Annotated in this window: 17 protein-coding genes; 15 read left to right on the top strand and 2 right to left on the bottom strand. The window is 33.3% G+C overall.

Annotation, left to right across the window (positions count from 1 at the left end):
- The first annotated feature begins 15 nt into the window (after positions 1 to 15).
- From BN1075_RS21615 to BN1075_RS12515, 4 genes are all read left to right on the top strand, one after another.
- Complete coding sequence (locus tag BN1075_RS21615; protein WP_148315501.1) at positions 16 to 231, top strand: hypothetical protein; 216 nt, start codon at positions 16 to 18, stop codon at positions 229 to 231.
- Between the two features lie 204 nt (positions 232 to 435).
- A complete protein-coding gene (locus BN1075_RS12525) occupies positions 436 to 1,071 on the top strand; it encodes a C40 family peptidase (protein ID WP_235777795.1) in 636 nt (211 codons plus the stop codon).
- 378 nt (positions 1,072 to 1,449) lie between these two features.
- Positions 1,450 to 1,605: a zinc-ribbon domain-containing protein gene (locus tag BN1075_RS12520; RefSeq protein WP_040193489.1), complete on the top strand. Its 156-nt coding sequence runs from the start codon at positions 1,450 to 1,452 to the stop codon at positions 1,603 to 1,605.
- A 325-nt stretch (positions 1,606 to 1,930) separates the two neighbouring features.
- Positions 1,931 to 3,676, top strand: coding sequence for a DUF4153 domain-containing protein (locus BN1075_RS12515; RefSeq protein WP_040193488.1), 1,746 nt, complete (start codon positions 1,931 to 1,933; stop codon positions 3,674 to 3,676).
- 147 nt (positions 3,677 to 3,823) lie between these two features.
- Here BN1075_RS12515 and BN1075_RS12510 read toward each other — a convergent pair whose 3' ends face one another.
- The gene (locus BN1075_RS12510) at positions 3,824 to 4,351 is read right to left on the bottom strand and encodes a putative immunity protein (protein ID WP_040193487.1); all 528 of its coding nucleotides are present in this window, start codon (positions 4,349 to 4,351) and stop codon (positions 3,824 to 3,826) included.
- 238 nt (positions 4,352 to 4,589) lie between these two features.
- Here BN1075_RS12510 and BN1075_RS21610 point away from each other — a divergent pair, with 238 nt between their 5' ends.
- The 11 genes from BN1075_RS21610 to BN1075_RS12470 all read left to right on the top strand — a co-directional run bounded on the left by BN1075_RS21610 (position 4,590) and on the right by BN1075_RS12470 (position 16,567).
- Complete coding sequence (locus BN1075_RS21610; protein WP_156132793.1) at positions 4,590 to 4,751, top strand: hypothetical protein; 162 nt, start codon at positions 4,590 to 4,592, stop codon at positions 4,749 to 4,751.
- Complete coding sequence (locus BN1075_RS21950) at positions 4,717 to 4,929, top strand: hypothetical protein (protein WP_197072307.1); 213 nt, start codon at positions 4,717 to 4,719, stop codon at positions 4,927 to 4,929. The genes BN1075_RS21610 and BN1075_RS21950 overlap by 35 nt, the downstream gene beginning before the upstream one ends.
- A gap of 87 nt (positions 4,930 to 5,016) precedes the next feature.
- Complete coding sequence (locus BN1075_RS12505) at positions 5,017 to 6,201, top strand: M20 metallopeptidase family protein (RefSeq protein ID WP_040193486.1); 1,185 nt, start codon at positions 5,017 to 5,019, stop codon at positions 6,199 to 6,201.
- Positions 6,202 to 6,363: 162 nt separating this feature from the next.
- On the top strand, positions 6,364 to 6,963 hold the full coding sequence (locus tag BN1075_RS12500) for a hypothetical protein (RefSeq protein WP_040193485.1): 600 nt from the start codon (positions 6,364 to 6,366) through the stop codon (positions 6,961 to 6,963).
- 387 nt (positions 6,964 to 7,350) lie between these two features.
- On the top strand, positions 7,351 to 7,590 hold the full coding sequence (locus BN1075_RS22175; RefSeq protein ID WP_235777794.1) for a sigma factor: 240 nt from the start codon (positions 7,351 to 7,353) through the stop codon (positions 7,588 to 7,590).
- 36 nt (positions 7,591 to 7,626) lie between these two features.
- The gene (locus tag BN1075_RS22170) at positions 7,627 to 7,764 is read left to right on the top strand and encodes a sigma factor-like helix-turn-helix DNA-binding protein (protein ID WP_328286194.1); all 138 of its coding nucleotides are present in this window, start codon (positions 7,627 to 7,629) and stop codon (positions 7,762 to 7,764) included.
- A complete protein-coding gene (locus BN1075_RS12490) occupies positions 7,765 to 9,273 on the top strand; it encodes a DUF4179 domain-containing protein (RefSeq protein ID WP_040193484.1) in 1,509 nt (502 codons plus the stop codon). It abuts the gene before it with no gap.
- Between the two features lie 193 nt (positions 9,274 to 9,466).
- A complete protein-coding gene (locus tag BN1075_RS12485; protein ID WP_040193483.1) occupies positions 9,467 to 10,714 on the top strand; it encodes a metal-dependent hydrolase family protein in 1,248 nt (415 codons plus the stop codon).
- Between the two features lie 175 nt (positions 10,715 to 10,889).
- On the top strand, positions 10,890 to 13,298 hold the full coding sequence (locus tag BN1075_RS12480) for a heavy metal translocating P-type ATPase (protein WP_040193482.1): 2,409 nt from the start codon (positions 10,890 to 10,892) through the stop codon (positions 13,296 to 13,298).
- 262 nt (positions 13,299 to 13,560) lie between these two features.
- A complete protein-coding gene (locus tag BN1075_RS20805) occupies positions 13,561 to 14,730 on the top strand; it encodes a murein hydrolase activator EnvC family protein (RefSeq protein WP_052406525.1) in 1,170 nt (389 codons plus the stop codon).
- Between the two features lie 241 nt (positions 14,731 to 14,971).
- Complete coding sequence (locus BN1075_RS12470; RefSeq protein WP_040193481.1) at positions 14,972 to 16,567, top strand: oligosaccharide flippase family protein; 1,596 nt, start codon at positions 14,972 to 14,974, stop codon at positions 16,565 to 16,567.
- Between the two features lie 24 nt (positions 16,568 to 16,591).
- Here BN1075_RS12470 and BN1075_RS12465 read toward each other — a convergent pair whose 3' ends face one another.
- Entirely contained in the window at positions 16,592 to 18,181 is a 1,590-nt protein-coding gene (locus tag BN1075_RS12465) for an amidohydrolase (protein ID WP_040193480.1), read from the bottom strand.
- Between the last annotated feature and the right edge of the window lie 93 nt (positions 18,182 to 18,274).

The following is an 18,274-nucleotide window of genomic DNA, read 5'->3' as shown; positions in this document are numbered from 1 at the left end:
AGATTGGATAATTTAATGAAAATACTTAAAAGCAGAGATGGACAAACTGCATATGAGGTTGCAGCTCAAATGCAGTGGTCTATGAGGGGGAAAGATTGGAGTGGATTTCCAGCACACCAAAGATGGTTTGCGGTAGGAGAAACTTTATCACATTTAGACTATCTTATAGAAAAAGGTAAATTAACTGTAGCTAGGGAGAATAAGGTTAATATATACAGAGTTACTCAGTAAAGGGGACCACTTATATAAAGAAAAGCTATAATTTCAATGAAGACTATGTTTGCATTTAAAACAAATATGGTCTTTTTATTTTTCTACTATCATAATCGAGTAAAACCTCATCATATACTTAAAAGAACTAACTATGAATATAATTAATAAATAAGTAAGAAACACTTACGTTTCAGATGCTAAAATTTACTTAGGGGTGATAAAATGAGTCAATTTAAGATGGGAAGAAAAAGACAACGAAAGAAAACGTTAATTAAGTTTATAGGCTTTATAGGTGTGTTTATAATACTATTTATTGGCTGTAATATGTATCTTGATAATATTTATAAAAATGAAAGAAAAAATATGACTGTTAGTGATGAACAGCTTATAGATGAAGTTATTACACTTGCAAAATCCAAGGAAGGCCTTGAATATGTGTGGGGTGGTAAGGGTGAAATCATGACGGAGGAAAGGTTAAATGAGCTTATTTCCTGGTATGGTGATGATTATTATCCATTAAATCATGAGGAGTACATTGGTCAGCAGGCTTTTGATTGTTCAGGGTTAACCTACTGGACTTATATGGAGCTCACAGATGTGTTTATTGGATACTCAACCACAGAGCAACAGGAGGTTCTAAAGGATTATAAAGTGTCGTGGAAGAGTCTGCAGCCGGGGGACATAATCTTCACTCCAGGCCATGTTGTCATGTACATTGGTGATGGGAAAATAATTAACTCTGCAAATAAAAAGGCTTATCCAGCAGGGGGAGTTAAAATTGAGAATCTTGGTCTTGATAGATTTGGGGATATATATAGGCCTATTGATTATATAAAGGAAGTTAAAGCGGAAGGTTAGAGAAATGGTAGATAGCTTAAGTACATTAAGCTATCTACTCTTAAATACTTGAAGAATAGGCAAGTTTCACTGGAGAACTATAGAACATTAAAAATAGAATAATGTTTTTGGAAGCAATATGGAATGTATAAAATTATTTAATATGGATATAATTTTAATATATCTGTCAAATTATATCCTGCATGGACTGAGGTAATACTCAGTCTTTTTTATTATTTTCTAACTAAAATATATAATCAAGGTATAAAAAATGAAAATGTGGGAATATTAAAAGATGGCGTTAAGCTAAATAAAAATTAAGTTTGATAAGATAAGTAGTTTCTTTTAAAGTAGAAAGTATTATATCAATATAGAAACTTAAAGCATGGAGGATTTATCATGAATGATAAAACAATAAAATGTAAAGAGTGTGGATCAGATTTTGTATTTTCAGTAGGTGAGCAAGAGTTCTATAAAGAAAAAGGATTTGAAAACGAACCTACAAGATGTACAGATTGCAGAAGAGCAAAAAAACAACAAAACCATAGAAGATAATTTTATAGTTTTAAGCCTTAGTGTAAACTGTAGGCTTATTTTTTTGCAAATAATTCAATTGTAAAGTTGTGAGGAGTTTGTAGTTGCTTCTCTAGAAATTCATATAGTGACTAATTAAAGTAGGAACTAGGTAAGAGGCAGGAATAGTAAGAATAATACTGTTTTTGTATTATTTTACACAAATTTATTAAGTTATTTATGATTATTAAGTTTGAAGTAAACAAAGGATATTATAAGTAAAACATGGAATATAATAGTGATGAGTTTAGATAATAACATAATATCTTGAGGTTAAAGGCAATATAAAAAATAAGGGAGGAAGTTTATGGGGATAAGAAGTTTAATTGATGGAGGTAAAACTGCTGTAAAAAAGGCTGTGGCAAGATTTCCAATTGTGATTATATTGTCGGCTGCAGCAGCAATGCTTACAGTTTATATGACTGAAAAATCAATGTATGCATGGGAACAGGGCATTAGCAGATTTATAGTTGTATTATGCTTAGGAATACCTCTTTATCTATGTATATATGTGATCCTTGAGAGAATTAATAAGGAAAATCATAAAGAAAAGTATTTATATCATGGTTTAGGGACACTGATGTTAATCCTTTATTGGAGATTTGTTTACACAGATGCATCAATGGTTATTGTAATAAGACATATTGGACTGATTTTAATATTGATTTTATGCTTTTTAGTAATTCCATATATTAAGCGTGAGGAGAATTTTGAATTATATATAATTCAAATATTGAGTCGTTTATTTATAACAGCCATATATGCTGTTGTGCTTCAAATTGGGATTTCAGCTATTCTGGTAACTTTAAATTATCTTCTAGAGGTAAGGATTAAATTTGAATTATATTATTATACTTGGCTTTTGATAGTTGGCATATTTGCGCCTTGTTTTTTCCTTGGGGGAATTCCAAAGAAGGGTGAGGTACTTAGTAAGGAACACTATCCAAAAGGGTTAAAGGTGCTGATGCTTTATATAATAATGCCTTTAATTTCAATATATACTATGATTTTGTACCTTTACTTTGGAAAAATAATTATTACAAGTAAATGGCCAGAAGGTTTAGTATCACATTTAGTGCTTTGGTATGGGGTGATATCAGCTGGAACATTATTTCTGATTTCGAAGTTAAGAGATACTAATAAATGGGCAGATATTTATTTTAAGGTTTTCCCAGGAGCAATTTTACCATTAATGGTGATGATGTTTGTCTCAATAGGAATAAGAATTGGAGATTATGGAGTTACTGAAAACAGATATTTTGTTGTTGCTTTAGGAATTTGGGTCTCTGGGACAATGATATATTTGGCTATTGCAAGAAAGAAGAAGTTTATAATCCTTCCAATATCCTTGGCAGTTATAATGCTAATATCTGTGTGTGGGCCATTTAGCAGTTATAGTATATCTGTAAGAAGTCAAAACAAACGATTTTCAGACATTCTTAAGAAGAATGATATGATATCAGATGGCAGTATTGTGAAGAGTTCAAAGGAGTTATCTGAAATGGACAAGCAAGACATAAGCAGTATTCTTCATTATTTCGAGAGGAATCACGCCTTAAGTCAGGTTAAATATCTACCAAAGGATTTTCATTTCAAAGATATGAAGGGCATTTTAGGATTTGAAGATATTGAGGGATATGCATATAGTGCTAATAGATTTTTCTATTTTGGAGCAGAGGAAGGCTTTACTAAAATAGATATAACAGGTTATGATTACATGTTTCAAGGTGCCAGCTATAGTGGTGGTGGCAACAGGTATGGAGAGGGAATCAATGCTGATTATAGACAGCAAGAAAGAAAATTTGTTTTAAATAGAGATGGGGAAGAAATATACTCCAAAGCTATGGAGGAATATGCACAAAAGCTCGTTGAAGAATATGGCCTGGACAATAATAGCATAAAAGGTATTGTTAAGGAAATTATATTTGAAGATGAGAATGATAAGGTAAAGATAAAATTTATATTTAAATCTATGTCAGGTGAAGCAGTTAGTGGAACTAATGACATTCAAAATGTAGATTGTGAGTTTATTGTGTTAGTTAAGATGAAATAAAGAGGCCAATAAAAGAATTAGATAAGTGAATTATATGAAAATAAATAGAGAATAAAAGAAAGACTGATCAAGGTTTGAGCAGTCTTTCTTTTATTCATCACCTTCAGGGTATTTAATTATGACCTTCAAGGTGCAGAAATTAATCCTTTAGCAATTCCAATTAATTTTAACAGGATTAGGCTCATTTTCTACTGCGATTTTGTGAAGTTCAGATTCATACTTTGAACAAACCTTTGCAGCTATGTCCTCGTAAACCTCAGCTGAAGATTCAAGACCAACGCGGTCATAAGCAATTGCAGCTGAACCATAGAAGGCAACAGCTAAAGAATTAGTTATAGTAGTAATTGTGGCAGCGGCCTGGGCACAAGCTCTTGCAGCAGCCTGAGCAATAGGATTTCCTTCTGCTTCCTTTGCAGCACCTTGAGCTTCACGAACTAATTTTTTAGCATCAGCTAATTTCATACCACCTTCAACGAAGCTTAAAGCAGCGGTTAAAGCATTTTTAAGACGAGTATCTTCAGGATAAGCTTTTTCGTAAATTGGTAAAAGGTAAGCTTCTGCATATTTTACAGACCAGGTTATTATTGTGGTTTTATTTTGAGTTTCTATTATTCTCATTAAAGAGATTATGTATGGGGAATCAGCAGTACCAAGCATTTTTCTTAATTTAGCCATAAGATTACTCCTTTATATTCAATGTTATATATTATTTTACCTAAAATTTAGGTGAGATGAAATGGGTATTTAAAATATGTGGATTTTTGTAATGAGTTATATATTACTGCTTATAAAGTTATGGCATAATATATAAAAATGTTACTATAAATGGAATGTTAATATTAAACGTTAAATACATAAATAATAATTTTGGAAAATTTATTTGTTTAAAATATTAGATAGGGGGAGTGGTAAAATGGATGCTGTAACATTAGTTTTTGAGTTACCTGGGATATTTACTATTTTAAGTATTATATTATTTTTAGGTAATGTATATAAAAGGTGCAAGATTGGAAAGGGACTTACTACAGTGGCTACTTGTATTGAAGTTTTCTTCGTTTTGGACTCTGTGGAATAATACCTGCAAAGCAGCAGATAATCAGATATCAGAATATGTATATGTGGAGGAATTTTCAGTTTCTAAGGTCGGGAATCGTGACATAATCAAAGCAGGGTTTAAGATTGACTTAGTATATGGACTTTATATACCTGCTTCAGAAAAAGTGGACTTAGATGCTATTGAGGTTTGGGAGTAGTTAAGAAAAATAGTAGTGGATGAGTAGAAATAAATTTTACCAAAAGAGATATAATAAGATTGACATATTTAACGAAGGAGAAAAGCTATGAATAATTTTATTGAACAAGCAAAGGCAATAAAAAATGATTTAGTAAAGTATAGAAGAACTATACATGAAAGTCCAGAAGTTGGAGATAGTCTGCCAAAAACCAAGGGGTATGTTATAGCAGTATTAAAGGAACTTGGCTATGAACCAACTGAAATTTGTGAAAGTGGCATAGTTGCCACAATAGAGGGACGTAAAGAGGGAAAAACATTTCTACTAAGAGCTGATATGGATGCACTTCCTATGAAGGAGGATACAGAATGCGAGTTTAAGTCAACTAATGGCGCAATGCATTCTTGTGGTCACGATATGCACAGTGCTATGCTTTTAGGTGCAGCAAAGTTACTTATGGAAAATAAAGATAAGATAGAGGGGAAAGTAAAGCTTGTATTTCAGCCTGATGAAGAGGGATTTACAGGAGCTAAAAAAATGATAAAGGCAGGAGTTTTGGAAAATCCTAAGGTTGATGCGGCAATGGCAATGCATGTACATTCAGGCACGCCTTCAAATGTGGTGCTTTATGGACTTGGCACAAGTATTGCAGGATGTAATAGGTTTAGAATAGTTGTAAGGGGTACCGGATGTCATGGAGCATTGCCAGAAACAGGTGTTGATCCAATAAATATAGCATCTCATATTTATATTTCGCTTCAAGAAATAATAAGCAGGGAGGTATCGCCAACAGAACCAACAGTTTTGACCATTGGTAAGTTTACAGGGGGAGATGCACCTAATATTATTCCAGATGAAGTTATAATGGAAGGAACTATTAGAAGTTTAAATAAGGAAATTGGTGAGTTTATATTTAACAGAATGAATGAAATAGTTAAGAGTACAGCCAAGATGTTTAGAGGAGATGGAGAAGTGATAGAGTTGTCATCAGTTCCACCACTTGCAAATAATACAGATCTTGCTAAAGAATTAGGAGGATATGTTAAAGATTTAGTTGGAGAACAATCAGTTGTTTCCTTTGAAGGTGGGGGTATGGGATCAGAGGATTTTGCATCATATTCCTATGAGGTGCCAAGTGTGTACTTTATGCTTGGAGCTGGTGTAAAACAAGAAAATCCATCTTATGGAGAGCCTATGCATAATAGCAAAGTTATGTTTAATGAGGATATTTTAGCTACAGGTGCAGCTATGCATGCTTATTGTGCTATTAAGTGGTTACAAAATAATAAATAGTAAGTTACAAGAGAAATGGTTGGATTTGATATCTTGGAAAGAGAAAATGGAATATATAAGTTGAAGGAAGTTTCAATAGAAGTATAAACAGCTTATCCTTTTTTACTTAAGGTGTATTTATTTTATGATATTTAGAAATACTTAAGGTAAAGGAGGAGTTTTATGAAAAAGAACACAAGTTTTTTGGTCATAACCCTTATTCTTGCTGTAGTAGTTTCAGCGCCTTTGATAGGTAACTTAAGAGAAGGCATCAGTAAGGACAGCGATGAAGGAAATGTTTCTGCACCAGCTGCAAGTGTTATTACCGATGAAGTAATTAATATGAAAGGAAGCAAGTATGGTGAATATACATACAATAAATATGAAAATCCACGTTATGGGTTTTCTATTGATTATCCATCTTTTTTAACAGAAGCGAAGGAAAGCCAGAATGGAGATGGCATAATACTACAAAATAAGGAAAATACTATAGTAGTAATTCTTTCAGGTGTTAATAATGCCCTTCACAAAACTTCAAAGGAGCTTTATGAAGGTTATTTAAACAATACAAGAGGCGTTGTATATAAAAAACGCATAGGAAATTCATTTATGATAGCTGCTGAAAATGGAAATAACAGTTACTTTATTTATGAAGTAGCGGGAGAAGGCTCAATTAATACTTTTATTGTTGGATATCCTAAGGAAGATTCAAAAGAGTTTGATAAAATAATTAAAGAAATGAAAAAATCCTTTGAAACACCATACGTTCATAAAGCAAGATAAATTAATAGTTTGTGAGTGAAAGAAGCATCTTAATAGGAAGCTTCTTTTTTCAATTATTTTTTTGAGTTTATAGCTAACAAAGAGGTCATTTGTAATTTCTACGGGGTAGGTCTGTTAATTACAAAAGTTGGACCTGACGGGTCGAATTTTTTACAATGTTTTATATAAGAATTTATTATAAAATTATTTTAATAAAAATAAAACTCTTTGGAGAGTTAAGGAGTCTAATAGATGTAGAAGGTAATTACTTGATAGATCTGTACAGGTTGGAAAGGAGATTTTCATGCAAAATGAAAAAAGGGTAAAAAGAGCTATAAAAGGGGATGACAAAGCCTTTGAGGAGCTTATGAGTGAGTAGAAAATTTATATAGGACGGCTTTTTCTTATGTGAGGAATGAGGCAGATGCCCTTGATATTGTACAAGAGACCGTGTATAAGGCTTATATATCTATAGACAAGCTTAAGGAGCCAAAGTATTTTAAAACATGGATTATAAGAATACTTATTAATACGGCATTAACTCATATTAGAAAAGGAAGCAAGATAGTTTATCTAGAGGATAGAGAGCTTAGTGAGGCTATGGGGTCTGTTGAAAACAGAGTGGAGGAAAGCATTTATATTTGGTAGGCTTTAGATTCCTTAGAGGAAAAGCATCGTGAAGTAATAATACTTAAGTACTTTAATGACCTTACAATAAATGAGGTTGCACAGGTTTTGAAGTATCCTCTTGGAACAGCTAAAACATACTTAAATAAAGGGCTCAATAAGCTTAGAAATATTATGAGAAGGGATGTTGTGTAAATGAGTGATTTAAATATAAAGGATACAGTGAAGATACCAGAGGGGTTAGATAATGCGGTGCTTAAGGGTATTGAAAGAGGAAGACAAGATAAGCAGTACGAAAAGGATAAAAGAAGGATTTATGGATTTAGAAGGGTTGCAATTGCAGCTGGTTTAGCATTCGGGGTAACCATGACAGCAGGAGTTATAAGTCCAGAGATTGTTAGTGCAATACCAGGCTTAGGACAAGTTTTTGAAAGCTTTAATACCTCTTTATTTGGAGAACCAACGGATAGGTTTAAAGAAGCTACACAGGTTATTGGAGAAGCTAAAGAAAGTAATGGTGTATCTGTGATGCTTGATGAAGTGATTTTAGATGAGAATATGCTGGTGATGACACTCATAGTGGAAAGTGACTTTTTAAGAGGTTATGAAGATCTTAACGAGGGGGATTTTTTCTATTTGAATGGATATATGTTCATTGAGGGAGAAGAGCCTATGTCCATGAGTGAAAGGGTTAGAATCATTGATGATAACAGGGGAGCTGTGGTTTTAAGTGCGAATATTGCGGAGATGAATATTAAAGATAAGTCAGACATCAAACTTAAGATAAGAGGTATTTCAAGAGGTTATAAGGATAAGAATGTTAATATAGATTTTGCCTTAAAGGTTAATAAAATATCAGGCGGAAACAGAGTTATTCTTAAAGATGTTCTGCAAGTGGGAGATAATTCCATTGAATCAGCAGAGCTTGTAACCTCAAAATTAGCTAATACACTACTATTAAAAGGTAAGACGGCACCAGTAAAAGAAGGAAGTAAAGATTATTCGGAGACAGTTTTCTTTGACACAGAGTATGTGGTTAGGGACAATAATGGTAAGTATTTTAGAACAGAAAAAACAGGAAACTTAAGCTATGAAGGGGATATGTTTATAAAGCTTGAAATTAAAGGTGACCTATCTGATAGTCAATCAATTCAGGTTATGCCAAAGGTTAATGACAATACTATTACTGAACATATAGATGGAGTATCATTGGAGCCGTCACAATGTACAGGAAATGATGCTGAAGAACAGAATCCAGAAATAATTTCAAGACCTGCCTCAGAAGCAGAATTAAAGGCAGGTTATGCTTTAGAGAAGGTTTCTTATTATGTGAATATGGATGAGCCTAAGGTGTTTAACACTGTTGAAGAGTTAATTGGGATGTCAATACCAGTGAATAGTACAGAAAATGTACTTATAAAGAATATTGAAGTTGGTGAGAAAGGAACAAAAGCAACTTTTAGGATTGAAGGTAACTATGATTATAGAAATCTAAGTCAGATGGTAATCTTTGATGAAAGCATGAAGGATGTATCAAGAAGAGAAGGACAAAGCCTTGTAGCAGTTGAAAATGAGCAAGAAGGAATATACAGTATGACTGTAGATAAAATTTCAGCTAATGGAAAGTATAAAATTGCTATTCCAAGAATGCCAGAAAACAGTGAAGAAGCTCCGGAGTGGGAGATAAATATTGATTTGAAGTAAAAAAATTGAACTTCAATGATTATATGAATCTAAATAGACTAAAATCATTTCAAGGTCATTTTAGTCTATTTTTTACTTAGGTATGTATTTACAGCATTATTTAAAGTTAAAATTATAATACTTAATTTTTAATAATATATTATGTTTGATATAATATATATTATATTTAGGGTTAAATTAAGGGGGAATGAAAATGACTAAATATGCTTTCATTGGTGGCTTGCTTATTGATGGCACAGGTAAGGAACCAGTTGAAAATTCATTAGTATTAGTTGCTGATAAAAAGATTGAATATGCAGGAACTTACATAGATTTTGGAAATGATTATAAGGTAGTTAATATAACAGGAAAAACAATCATGCCAGGTCTTATTGATAGTCATCTGCATTTTTCAGGGAATCTTACAGATGATGATAGGGACTGGATTTTAGAAGATCCAATTCAGAAAACAGTTGTGGCTGTGCAGCAGGCACATGAATGCCTTGAGCATGGATTAACTACCGTTGGAGAAATTTCACGTTCAGGATTACATATTCGTAATATGATTGAAGTCGGAGTAATGAAGGGGCCTCGTGTGGTTGGAACAGGACTTGGATTCTCAAGAACCTGTGGACATGGTGATTCTCACAGGCTGCCACAGTGGTATAACGAGGAGTCACACCCTTGGGCAGAGCGAATTGACGGTCCATGGGATTTACGTAAGGCTGTTAGAAGAAGATTAAGAGAGAATCCAGATGCTATTAAGATATGGTCAACAGGTGGAGGAATATGGAGATGGGACCAAAAGCTTCATCAGCATTATACCTTTGAAGAGATAAAGGCTGTGGTGGAGGAATGTAACATGGTTGGTATTCCTGTTTGGTCTCATGCTGAAGGCTATGAAGGAGCCCTTGATTCTGCAAAGGCTGGTGTTCATTTAATTATTCATGGACAAACTCTTAATGATGACTGTTTGGATATAATGGCAGAAAAGCAAATATATTTCTGTCCCACTATTCAATTCCTTAATGAATGGTTTAAAACCTATGCTCCTCCATATATTCCAGAGGTTCACGATCAGTATCCGGGGGACACAGTAGCTGAGAAAGAGCTTAATCGTGTTTATGCAAACCTAAGGAAGGCAAAAGAAAAGGGCATTGGGTTAACAATTGGGTCGGATTCCTTCTGTTCAAGCCTCACACCTTATGGGATAACTGCCATCGGAGAAATGTATTCCTTCGTTGAAAAGGCAGGAATATCACCAATGGATACTATAATGGCTGCAACAAAAATTGGAGCTGAGATGCTTAGGATTGGAGATATTACTGGTACATTAGAGAAAGGTAAGTTTGCAGATTTGCTGGTTATAGATGGAAACCCTTTGAAAAATATCCGAGAGATAGCTGTTGAAAATATGGATATTATTATGAAGGAAGGAGATATTATAAAAAAAATACTGTAAAAAAATGGACCCTAGAGGTCCGTTTTTTTATATAGCGATTAAGAGGTTTTTTTGAAGGTTTTCGAGGAATAATAATTTTAAATAATCAATTGACAACTACATACTATATGAATATAATGAAACTATAACGTATGAATGATTGCTCATATATTCAATCAAAAGGAGGGGAAATTATATGACAGTAAAGCAGAAAAAAGAGTTAATTTTAGAAGGATTAGAGTGTGCTAATTGTGCTACTAAAATTGAAACAGAAATAAATAGAATAAGTGGTATAACAGCTACCATGAACTTTATGACCAAAACACTTTCCATTGAGACTGAAGGTGGACAGGATTTAAATGTTGTATTAAATAATGTGAAAAATATTGTTAATAGAATAGAATCCCATGTAATTGTAAAAGAAAAAGTAATCAATAAGGGATCAAAGAAGACTCTTATTTTAATGGGACTTGATTGTGCAAACTGTGCGGCAAAAATAGAGAATCAAGTTAAGAATATTTCAGGTGTAAGGAGTTCTACATTAGATTTTATGGCTAAAAAGCTGATTATTGAAGCTGACAGTAATCATGAAATGAAAAGAATTGTTGATGAGGCTACTACAATCGTAAATAAATTAGAGCCAGATGTTAAAGTTATAGATAATGGAACAGAGTCAAAGTCAGAAAAAAAAGTGGACGAGGCTTCAGATGAAGTAAGCTATAAAAAAGAATTCATTCAGCTAGGTGTTGGTGGAGTACTTTTCCTTCTTGGAAGCATATTAAAGCTACCGGATTGGGCTGAGCTTTCCGTATTTTTTATTGCATATCTGATTGTTGGTGGAGAAGTTTTACTAAGAGCTATAAAAAATATATTTAGAGGACAGGTTTTTGATGAGAATTTCCTAATGGCAATTGCAACTATTGGTGCTTTCATTATTGGAGAATTTCCAGAGGGTGTTGGAGTTATGTTGTTCTATCAGGTTGGAGAGTTGTTCCAAAGCATAGCAGTTAACCGTTCAAGAAAATCAATCAGCTCTTTAATGGATATAAGACCAGACTTTGCTAATTTAAAGGTTGGAGATGATGTTAAGAAGGTTGCACCAGAAGAGGTTGCAATTGGCGATATAATCATTGTTAAACCTGGTGAGAAGGTACCGCTAGATGGTAAGGTTATTTCAGGTGCTTCCATGATGGATACTTCAGCTTTAACTGGTGAATCTGTACCAAGAGAAGTTGAAGCTGGGAATGAAGTTCTAAGCGGATTTATCAATAAAAATGGAGTTCTTGAGATTGAAGTTGCCAAGGAGTTTGGGGAATCTACAGTTTCTAAGATTTTAGATTTAGTTCAAAATGCCAGCAGTAAAAAGGCTCAAACAGAGAACTTTATCACTAAGTTCGCTAGATACTACACTCCAGTTGTAGTTATAACAGCGGCAGCTATTGCTGTAATACCTCCAATGGTAATTAGTGGAGCTTCTTTTTCAGATTGGTTATATAGAGCATTAATCTTCCTAGTTATTTCATGTCCATGTGCTCTTGTTATATCAATACCTCTAGGGTTCTTTGGAGGAATTGGTGGTGCATCTAAGAGAGGTGTTCTTGTTAAAGGAAGTAACTATCTTGAAGCTTTAAATGATGTTGAAACTGTTGTATTCGATAAAACAGGAACTTTAACTAAAGGTGTGTTTAAGGTAACTAAAATTGTTACAAGAGAAGGATATTCAAAAGATGAACTTCTTGAACTTGCAGCTTTTGCAGAAAGCTACTCAAATCACCCAATTGGAATTTCAATATTAAAGGCTTATGGAAAAGAAGTTGATAGAGGTAGAATTGACACCTATGATGAAATCTCTGGTCATGGTACAAAGGTAGTAATTTTAGGCGAGCAGCTTTCAAGTGGTATGCTTAAGTTAATGAAAAAAGGAAAAGAAGTATTAGCTGGAAATGCTAAGCTTATGAAAAAAGAAAATATAAGCTACGATGAGGTTAGAGCTGTTGGAACTGTGGTTCATTTAGCAGTTGATAAAGAGTATGCAGGATATATTGTAATATCTGATGAGGTTAAAGAGGATTCAGCAAAAGCTATTCAAAGTTTAAAGGCTCTTGGCGTTAAGACAACTGTAATGCTTACAGGTGATGCTAAGGTCGTTGGTGAAAAGGTTGGAAAAGAACTTGGGTTAGATCAGGTTTATGCAGAATTATTACCTACAGATAAAGTTGAGAAACTTGAAGCTTTAGATAAACAGAAGTCTCCAAAAGGAAAGCTTATCTTTGTTGGTGATGGAATAAATGATGCTCCAGTACTTGCTAGAGCAGATATTGGAATTGCCATGGGAGGACTTGGTTCAGATGCGGCTATAGAAGCAGCAGATATTGTTATTATGACTGATGAACCATCTAAAATAGCTGATGCAATTAAAATTGCAAAGAGAACTAAAACTATAGTTTGGCAGAATATCGTGTTTGCATTAGGAGTGAAAGGAATATTTTTAGTCCTTGGAGCTTTTGGTATTGCAACTATGTGGGAGGCTGTATTTGCTGATGTTGGAGTTTCAGTAATAGCCATCTTAAATGCTATGAGAGTGATGAAGGTAGAAAAACTTTAAGTGTAATTTAATAAAAGGAATTGCGAGGGCAATTCCTTTTGTTTTTACTTAAATAAGAAGACATCATAATTTATACATAAGTTTACAGAAAGATGACTATATGTACCAGATAATTAAAGATTGTGGAAAAATACTCAAATAAATGTTAATTTTTAAGGTTGAATATTTAGACTTATCTATGTTTTGTTGACAGAAAAGAGGTCAGGGGCTAATATGGTAGAAGGGGTATTTTATCCTAATAAACTTGTGAGGAGGGTGTAAAATGAACAAGCGAATAAAAGTTTTAATATCAGTTTTAATGTGTACAAGCCTTTTTTCAGCTACAGTTTTTGCAGATGATCTTAGTGACAAAAAGCAGCAATCATCCGATGTAGAAGCTGAAATAGATGCAGGAAAAGCAAGAGTTAATGAACTAGAAAGCAAGAAAGACACCGTTACTAGAGAAGTTGAGGCATTAAATAGTGAGGCAGAAGCGCTTAATAAGGAAATTAATGAATTAAATAGCAAGATAGAAGTATCAAATAAAAATTTAGAGGAATTAAAAGTTAAAACAGAGGAACTTACAAAGGCAATTGAAGATAATCAGCATGTTGTAAATGAAAGAATGAGAACTCTGTATAAGAGTCAAGGACAAAGCTACATTGAAATTCTTTTAGAATCTCAGGGGATAACAGATATGTTGAAAAGAATTGATTATTTAATGAGAATGATCAAGTTCGACAAGGAAGTTATGGAGGAATTTGAAAAGAATCAAAGGGAGCTTGCCTCAGTAACTAAGGAAGCAGAAGAGGAAAAAGCCAAACTTCAAGACGATAAAATGGTTGTAGAAGTAAAAACTAATGAGTTAAATGCTAAAACTGCTGCAAAAAATGCGTTGGTGGCAGGATTGGAAGCTGATATTGCAGCAGAAGAAGCTAAAATAGCTCAAATGGAAGCTGAGTTTAATGAACTTCTTAGTGCTATCAATACAATGGAAGCTGAAGCTGTTCAAGATGAAAGACCAAGCAGAGGTGATGCTGGCTCTACAACAGCAGGAAATGGAGATATTTTTTCGATTACCGGTGGAATGGCATATCCAATTACTTCAACCTTTGATCCAAGACCGAACCCAATAACTGGGGTGTGGGAATCTCATGGAGCTCTTGATCTAGGAGCACCACATGGTGCAGGAGTTTTTGCTTTAAAAGCAGGAACTGTAGCATATTCAGGATGGATGAGCGGATATGGTAACGTAGTTGTTATTAATCATGGAGATATGAGCACTTTATATGCACATAATTCAGTTCTTAATGTAAGTGCGGGAGAGCAGGTTTCAGGTGGACAAAGAATTGCTTCAGTTGGTTCTACAGGAAACTCTACAGGACCACATATTCACTTTGAGGTAATAATAGGTGGGGTTAAGGTAGACCCAGCTCCATATTATATTTATTAAGTTTAAAAATTAATATTATAAAAGCATAAGCATAGACCATATGCAGAATGGTTTATGCTTATGCTTTTATATGATAGAGTAATTGAACTGAGTGGGTTAGTTGTTATATATAAGAGTAAAATTTGTTTAAACATATATGTCACTTGTGTATAATTAATGTAATAGTGTAAGTTAATTTAGTACAATTATTGTTATACTGTGTGGAAAATGAATCAGAAAAAGAATTAAGGTGATTAAAGATATGGAAGAAAAGTCAATTGGACGAGGAATTATTATTTTATCTATATCCAGCATAGTATTAAAAGTATTATCAGCTTTATATATGCCAATTTTGTCCTATATATTAACGGATGAGGGTATTGCCATTTATACAGTTGGTTATGATGTGTTTATATTTTTGTTTGCATTAACAAGTCTTGGAATGCTTCCGGCAACAACAAAGCTAGTGGCAGAGTATAAGGTTAAGACCAATGATAAAAGTGAATTACAAGTGATGAAGGTCGCAAGGAATGTGTTATTTATATATGGTGGTGTGATTGCAGTTTTATTTGCTGTTATGGCAAAGCCGCTTTCAAAACTGCTTAATAGTGAACAATCATTTTGGGTATTTGTTTTTTTATCTCCTGCAGTTTTCATTGCATCAATTTTAACAGCATATAGAGGTTATTTTCAAGGGTGTAAGGATATGCTTTCCTTAAGTGTTTCAAATATTATTGAGCAGGTATTAAATGTAGTCTTTAGCCTTATTTTTGCTTTTCAGCTTATGAAATTTTCAACTAAGTGGGGAAGTACTGGAGGCACAGTTGGAACTACAATTGGAGCTTTAGGTGCTTTAATATACGTAAGGTATATTATAAATAAGAAGTACATAGAAAAATCAAATTTAAAACAAGTGAGAATATCAAAGTCAAAGAAGCGGGAAATATTAAAAACTTTGCTTACTTATGCAGTGCCCTTTATACTCATTGCAGCAATACAAAATATATCTAACTTAATTGATGTTATCACAATCAGGAATTTAATTCATGGTGATGTTAATGTTAAAACAGCAACTTTAAAATATTATACAACAATTATAAGTGTGCCACTTGTTATTGTAACTTCACTAGGGATTGGTATCTTTCCAAAGATAATAAAAGGATATATAGAAAAAAATAAAAAAGAGTTGATGATTCAGACCTCATATTTTTATAAGTTGACCTATATGATTACAATTCCGGCAGTGTTTGGTCTTATGATTTTAAGTAAAGAGGTTTTTTATTTTGTGTTTGGAAGAACCTTTGGTTATGAAATTCTATCAATTGGTGCTGTGGCTTTATTATTCATGGCATTGACAACTATTCAAAATATTGTTCTTCAGGGGATGGATAAATTTGGGTTTATTATAAACCTAGGCATAGCAACAATTTTAATAAAAACTTTAATAAACATAATGTTAGTAAGGATAGATAGCATAAATATAATTGGAGCAGTAATAGCAACCATAGTATCACTTATGATAGCTACAGTTATTAACCATAAAAAGCTACAAAAGGAGTTTCAGGTTAAGATTCCAATTGTAAAGCAAAGTAAAACTTCAATAATTTCAGCAATGATTATGAGTGCTGTTTTATTAGTTTTAAAGTACGTCATAGTTAATAGCTTCTTTATGGAATATTACACAAGAGCAGGTGCTGGAATAATTCTATTTGTATTAATACTTATTGGTGTAATAGTATACTTCACAGCATTGCTCCTTCTTGGGGGAATTACTAAATATGAATTAGATACGGTTTCACCTAAGATATATGAGTTTATGCCACAAAGTCTAAAAAGTAAGGTAGTAAAGATAAAATAAAAGCAGCCACTAAGGCTGCTTTTATTATCGTGTATATACTATTTTTCCATCAACCATAGTCATTTCAGCTTGAACATATCTTATTTCATCCTCTGGGATTTTAAAGATATCTTTATCTAAAACAACTAAGTCTGCTAATTTACCGATCTCTAAGGTTCCTTTTTTATCTTCATCAAAGGAGCAATAGGCACTTCCTGAAGTAAATAACTTTAGGGCTCTTTCAAGAGAGAGCTTTTCTTCTGGCATGAATCCTCCTTCAGGGAAGTTGTTAAGATCCTTTCTGCACACTGCAGAATATAGGTTTTCAAATGGATTAAAGTGAACTACAGGAGCATCACAGCCGATGGATAGTTTAATTCCCTTATCATCCATAGTTTTAAAGGCATAAGTTTCCTTATATCTGCTGCCAACTCTATCTTCAACTATATGCATATCGTAATCTAAAAATATTGGCTGAATGTAAGCCATAACATCCATATTATTCATGCGTTCAATGATTTCACCATTAGTTATCTGGCAATGAACTATTCCATGACGACCAGCTTTTAAAGGTGTATTAAGATTATCTAAGGCATTTAAATATAAATCCATAGCCTTGTCACCGATGCAGTGGGCTGCTGTTTGGAAGCCGTTATCATGAGCTGTTTTAATATATTTATTTAACGCCTCTTGAGAGTATAATCCAATTCCACAGTTTCCTGCATCATCACTATACGCTTCTCGGAGAAGTGCTGTTCTTCCACCTAAGGCTCCATCTAAAAGAAGCTTTAAAGGTCCTATTTTGAAAAAGTCATCTCCCATACCAGTTTTATAACCGTTATGTATAAACTCTTTAAAAACATCAAGATTTTCAAATAAGCATTGCTCATAGATTCTTACTTTTAAGTTGCCCTCTGAAAGCAGCTCTTTATAAGCCTTTATAACATTTTCAAAGGACTTATCAGGCATGGCATCAAAATCATCCGTTTGAACTGAGGTTATGCCATAGCTTAGCAATTCATCACAGGTTCTTAAAATCATACTTTTCATAGATTCCACAGAAGGTGGTGGAATAATACCATAAATTATAGAGAGTGCATCCTCCATAAAGATCCCCTTGCTTAAATCTATATTTTTGTTGCCTTCTAAAATTCCATGATAAATGTGATCCAAGGCAACAGAGTTACAAACTGCAATATGCCCACATATTCTTGTAAAGATTACTGGTATTTCAGTAGAAATTTTATCTAAATCTTCCCTTGTAGGAAAGCGGTTTTCGTTAAGCTTGTCTTGATTCCACCCACGACCAAGAAGGCAGTTTAGGGAAGTTGCTTGTCTTTCAGCAATAAATTCTATGCCGGCAGCTATCATTTCCTCAATGGAGTTAACCTTTGTTAAATCCATTTTCTCAAGGGTATAGCCATAGTTTAAAAGATGAAGGTGGCTGTCATTAAAGCCAGGTAAAACTACCTTACCATTTAAATCTATAATTTGGTCATAGGAAGCTTTTTCAGCATTACCTTCTTCAGTAGTACCAAGGAATTCAATTATATTATTCTTGATGCCAAGGGCCTCATAAAAATTATTTTTTTCATCCAGTGCTGCTATTTTTCCGTTTAAAAACAAAGTATTCATCATTCATCCTCCAGTTCAGTGCTAAATATGACTTTTTTAAACATATCTGCTACAATAAATATGAATTTTAAAAATTCAAATAATTTAATTTAT

Origin of the sequence: Clostridium culturomicium, from assembly GCF_000821305.1 — a bacterium.
GTDB classification, from domain to species: domain Bacteria; phylum Bacillota; class Clostridia; order Clostridiales; family Clostridiaceae; genus Clostridium_J; species Clostridium_J culturomicium.
The sequence above is the reverse complement of the archived record's forward strand: the minus strand, read 5'-3'. Positions and strand labels throughout refer to the sequence as shown.

What these genes read in the sequence shown, in the direction of transcription:
- BN1075_RS21615 (WP_148315501.1), top strand. Translation starts at nt 16, where the DNA reads ATGAAAATACTTAAAAGCAGAGATGGACAAACTGCATATGAGGTTGCA.
- BN1075_RS12505 (WP_040193486.1), top strand. Translation starts at nt 5,017, where the DNA reads ATGAATAATTTTATTGAACAAGCAAAGGCAATAAAAAATGATTTAGTA.
- BN1075_RS12525 (WP_235777795.1), top strand. Translation starts at nt 436, where the DNA reads ATGAGTCAATTTAAGATGGGAAGAAAAAGACAACGAAAGAAAACGTTA.
- BN1075_RS12465 (WP_040193480.1), bottom strand. Translation starts at nt 18,181, where the DNA reads ATGAATACTTTGTTTTTAAACGGAAAAATAGCAGCACTGGATGAAAAA.
- BN1075_RS12485 (WP_040193483.1), top strand. Translation starts at nt 9,467, where the DNA reads ATGACTAAATATGCTTTCATTGGTGGCTTGCTTATTGATGGCACAGGT.
- BN1075_RS20805 (WP_052406525.1), top strand. Translation starts at nt 13,561, where the DNA reads ATGAACAAGCGAATAAAAGTTTTAATATCAGTTTTAATGTGTACAAGC.
- BN1075_RS12515 (WP_040193488.1), top strand. Translation starts at nt 1,931, where the DNA reads ATGGGGATAAGAAGTTTAATTGATGGAGGTAAAACTGCTGTAAAAAAG.
- BN1075_RS21610 (WP_156132793.1), top strand. Translation starts at nt 4,590, where the DNA reads ATGGATGCTGTAACATTAGTTTTTGAGTTACCTGGGATATTTACTATT.
- BN1075_RS12470 (WP_040193481.1), top strand. Translation starts at nt 14,972, where the DNA reads ATGGAAGAAAAGTCAATTGGACGAGGAATTATTATTTTATCTATATCC.
- BN1075_RS12510 (WP_040193487.1), bottom strand. Translation starts at nt 4,351, where the DNA reads ATGGCTAAATTAAGAAAAATGCTTGGTACTGCTGATTCCCCATACATA.
- BN1075_RS12500 (WP_040193485.1), top strand. Translation starts at nt 6,364, where the DNA reads ATGAAAAAGAACACAAGTTTTTTGGTCATAACCCTTATTCTTGCTGTA.
- BN1075_RS12520 (WP_040193489.1), top strand. Translation starts at nt 1,450, where the DNA reads ATGAATGATAAAACAATAAAATGTAAAGAGTGTGGATCAGATTTTGTA.
- BN1075_RS12490 (WP_040193484.1), top strand. Translation starts at nt 7,765, where the DNA reads ATGAGTGATTTAAATATAAAGGATACAGTGAAGATACCAGAGGGGTTA.
- BN1075_RS12480 (WP_040193482.1), top strand. Translation starts at nt 10,890, where the DNA reads ATGACAGTAAAGCAGAAAAAAGAGTTAATTTTAGAAGGATTAGAGTGT.